General features: G+C 64.0%; 4 protein-coding genes. 1 reads left to right on the forward strand and 3 read right to left on the reverse strand.

Annotated elements, in window-relative coordinates; genetic code table 11:
- Positions 1 to 197 precede the first annotated feature (197 nt).
- The gene (locus tag COGEMETH_RS22015; RefSeq protein ID WP_238184824.1) at positions 198 to 953 is read right to left on the reverse strand and encodes a Crp/Fnr family transcriptional regulator; all 756 of its coding nucleotides are present in this window, start codon (positions 951 to 953) and stop codon (positions 198 to 200) included.
- 386 nt (positions 954 to 1,339) lie between these two features.
- Here COGEMETH_RS22015 and COGEMETH_RS22020 point away from each other — a divergent pair, with 386 nt between their 5' ends.
- Entirely contained in the window at positions 1,340 to 1,594 is a 255-nt protein-coding gene (locus COGEMETH_RS22020; protein WP_238184825.1) for a hypothetical protein, read from the forward strand.
- Positions 1,595 to 1,845: 251 nt separating this feature from the next.
- On the opposite strand, the gene COGEMETH_RS22025 is transcribed toward COGEMETH_RS22020, so the two are convergent.
- Positions 1,846 to 2,265 carry a phospholipase A2 family protein gene (locus COGEMETH_RS22025; protein ID WP_238184826.1) on the reverse strand — a complete coding sequence of 140 codons (420 nt, stop codon included), beginning with the start codon at positions 2,263 to 2,265 and terminating at the stop codon, positions 1,846 to 1,848.
- Between the two features lie 56 nt (positions 2,266 to 2,321).
- The gene (locus COGEMETH_RS22030) at positions 2,322 to 2,600 is read right to left on the reverse strand and encodes a hypothetical protein (RefSeq protein ID WP_238184827.1); all 279 of its coding nucleotides are present in this window, start codon (positions 2,598 to 2,600) and stop codon (positions 2,322 to 2,324) included.
- Positions 2,601 to 3,523: the final 923 nt, after the last annotated feature.

The raw sequence follows: 3,523 nt of genomic DNA on the forward strand, positions 1-3,523 counted from the left end.
CCCGGAGCGGTTCACCATCGCGGATATGAAGGAAGAACAGCGGCATGCGGTCTCAACCACATCCGCCAGCGGCTTGTTGCCGTGCGCTATCATACCAAAGAGGCGAGGTGGACGGCGTCACGCTGAGCGGGACGAAGCCGACTGGCAAGAGCGAGAGGTGTCGCGGTCGGGTAGGGCATCACCCTCTTCGGCACGGATCAGGACGGCGCGGCGCCGGATGCTGAGGACGTGGCGCGGTAGTCCGGCGCCCCCAGGATCAGCCGTCGATACTCCGCTTCTGCGCTGCCATAGGCGTCGCCGGCCAGATCCAGGAGCTTCTCACGATCGAGGACCGTGATCTGTCCGCGCCGGGCCCGGATCATACCGAACCCTTCCAGCCCGTGTATCGCCGTCGTGACGCCGGGGCGGCGCACCCCGAGCATGATCGACAGGAACTCGTGCGTCAGAGGCAGTTCGTCCTGTTCGAGGCGATCCTGCGTCATCAGGATCCAACGCGCGAGGCGTCCCTCGATGGTCAGGTCCGCGTTCGCATAGGCCGTCTGCCCGATCTGGACCATCATGGTCTGGACGTAACGGCCGAGGATCTCGCGAAGGGATGGGCTGGCGTCCATCGCAGCACGAAGAGCGCTCGCAGGCAGGCGCAACGCCGTACCCTCGGCTTGCACCATCGCACTGTGCGGGCTGCGATCCGCGCCGAGGAGGATGGGTGTGCCGACCACGCCCTCCGGGCCGATCAAGCCGATCTCGATGCGGCCATCAGACTGGTCGGCAATGATGGACACCACGCCCGTCTCGACGAAGTAGACGTGTTCGATCGCCCGTTGGGCGGAGATCAGCATCTCCCGCATGTCCAATACGATCGCCATCAAACCGGGCTGCAAGCGGTCGAAATCGTCCGGTGACAGAGTCGCGAGCAGACGATTGCGGACAGACGCATGTTCGAGCGGAGGCATGACTCTAGTTCCACGAGGGGCAAGAGCACGCGCATCTCCTAGCCGTCCGCGCCCTGAAAGTCGGCGGACGATAATAGTCTTATACACATAGATCGATTAGAAGATTTCTACAAAAACGAAGCGTCCAATATCGCACCAAATTGTGCGAATAAATTTTCTAGAAAAATTCTGTGTCCACATTGTCGCAGCCTCTTCAAACAGACTGCCAATAGTCTCGCCGCTGTGACACGAATGCGCCGAAACCAATGGAGGCTTCGGCCGGGCTCCGCCTGACGTGGTGCGGACGTTGGCTGCGCGCATGTCGCTCGACGCGATCAGGACAGCAGAAGCCGTTGCGACCTGGCGCCAATCTGGCCGGCTCCGCATGACGTGCGTATCAGGCCGGCATGTCCAAGCGCTTCAGGCTCGAACCTCAGGAGCGCGGCTCCGTCCTGTTCGACATCGTCCTCGATGATGGCAGCCGCGCCGCGAACCGGCGGGGGCCGATGGAAATCCTCAGTGGTCTCGACAGCGACGAGCCGGCCCGTCAACGCATCGAGCAGAACGAGGCGGAGATTGCGCAGAAGGCTGGCCGGCCTCCACGGGCCGTCCGGAGCCTGACGCGGTCGCCGTTGCCTGAACCCACGCTGATCGCCTCATGAGCCGCAGGCGGTCTCTCTGAAAACCGGCTCCTGGAGTGAACCGCCCGGCGGCTTCCGCATTGGCGATGCAGGAGACCTGCATGCCTTCCGGCAAGACCCGCGAGCCGCAGACCGTGAACGTCGCCACGCCAGATGCGGCCGCCTACTGACGCCGTCACGAGCCCGCTCGGTAGAGCAGGAGACGCCCTGTCGCGGCCACGCAACGGGGCCGATGGGAGCAGGTGAGATAATCTGGCTGCAGACCCAAGGCGTCACCGGAGTGTCGTGAACGTGGTCCGTGGCGTGGTGGCCTTCACGCTCACTGCAACCATGTCCGGGATCACCTTCGACTGATGGCCCGAGGCAAAGGCGGCAACGAAGCCCGCCATTGTGCGCAGGTCGCCGGGCTGGTGTGGATCGTTCGCTATGGCCTGTGCCTCCCGTTCGAGCCGCAGGTTGCACGCCTTGGTCGGGAGGTCGTTGTCCGGCGTGCATTCGTCGTGACGGGCGCAGGCGGCATCGAGGACGTCGATGGGCTGCAAGGGCGCATTATTGCCCAGGCCGCAGTAATTGCCGTACACGAGCATCTTCGGACCACCCAGCGCGGCTGGTTCGGCCCATGCCGGGCCGGCCCAACACGCAGCGAGGAGGACCGGAGCAGCAATCTTGATGATGGTCGCGCGCGTCGTCATGTCGAATAGCCTCTAGGCTTCACGGCTCGAACAGGTCAATCTATCGATATTTGCCATCAGCGCGCTGCGCTGACCTTTCTGATCCCGGCCGAGCCACCCTGCTCCTGCTGATACGCCACGATCGCGGTCGAGCAATTGGGCGACAGGAGCTTGGCCTTCTCGCGGAAGCAGGCCTGGACCTCTGGACCTCCTGGCGCAAATTCGCTGCAATGCTCCAGGTAATCTCCGGTGCAGTAGCGCTTGAGGTTTTCCTGGCCGACAGACTGCTGTGCGAAGCTCAGAGCAGGCGTCATGCAGAGGGCTAGGGCGACGGAAGCAATCTTCACTGTGCTCATCTGAATGTCTCCTAGCAGCGAGGGAATAGGGGGCTTGTCTTTCAGGCCACAGTCATCGCGACGAGCGGGATGACGGTTGCGCAGGCGAGATCGCTCACGATCGACAGGACGATGCGGTTCATGACCGCCTCCGTCACTTGGCCTGCGCGAGGAGGCTGGTCGCCACGGCGGGCGAGAGCATCGGTGCGCACGCGATGGCGCTCATGACGCTGACGGTGATCAGCAGCCGGGCGATGATGTCGGTCATTGTCGGTTCCCCTCGCGGCCGTTCAGGCCGTCCTATGAAGAGGGGTTTAGAAGCCAAGCTTTACGAGCGTATTGCGTCGATTGTTGCGCCATGGCTTGGCCGCCCAGCATCAGCCTGATCATTTGGCTGCGATCGGTGATGGTTCAGCGCCCCGCCATCATGTCGAGGAGCGCCGCGCCGGCCGCCGAGATCACGCTCCCCCACCCAGACCACGGAAACGGCCACGGGGCGGCATCGGGGGCCGTCGTCTCGGGCGCGTCGGCCTCCCGGTCCCGATCGTTCCCGCGCAGCCATGTGATTTGCGCGCCGTGATGGTTCTCAGGCCGGGGGTGCGGAGCGGACGCCGATCTACGCTCCCTGATCGAGAGCATGACCATCCATCCGGACGGGCCGAGAGCCGGCTTCGATGTGGAAGTGCGAGGACGACCGGACGAGCTGATCCGGGATCATCAGGTGTCCGCCCCCCTGGATAGTGGGAGACACGTGGTAGCGGGAGCCCGCTACCGCGCATCACCCACTAAACCGCGCATGACGTTCGCCTACCGTTCGCGGGTGGCGTGATGGGCTTCGCGCAGTTCCATCAGCAGGGCAGGGGGCCCAGCGGCATGCATGCCGCCGGCGCGGTCGATACCCGCCCTCAGGTTGAGTCAGGCTTTTCGGATGCTTGGACGGCTCG

Source organism: Methylobacterium trifolii (genome assembly GCF_022179685.1).
In the GTDB taxonomy this organism is placed as follows: domain Bacteria; phylum Pseudomonadota; class Alphaproteobacteria; order Rhizobiales; family Beijerinckiaceae; genus Methylobacterium; species Methylobacterium trifolii.

Coding starts and splice junctions, on each gene's coding strand:
- COGEMETH_RS22015 (WP_238184824.1), bottom strand. CDS start 953: ATGCCTCCGCTCGAACATGCGTCTGTCCGCAATCGTCTGCTCGCGACT.
- COGEMETH_RS22020 (WP_238184825.1), top strand. CDS start 1,340: ATGTCCAAGCGCTTCAGGCTCGAACCTCAGGAGCGCGGCTCCGTCCTG.
- COGEMETH_RS22025 (WP_238184826.1), bottom strand. CDS start 2,265: ATGACGACGCGCGCGACCATCATCAAGATTGCTGCTCCGGTCCTCCTC.
- COGEMETH_RS22030 (WP_238184827.1), bottom strand. CDS start 2,600: ATGAGCACAGTGAAGATTGCTTCCGTCGCCCTAGCCCTCTGCATGACG.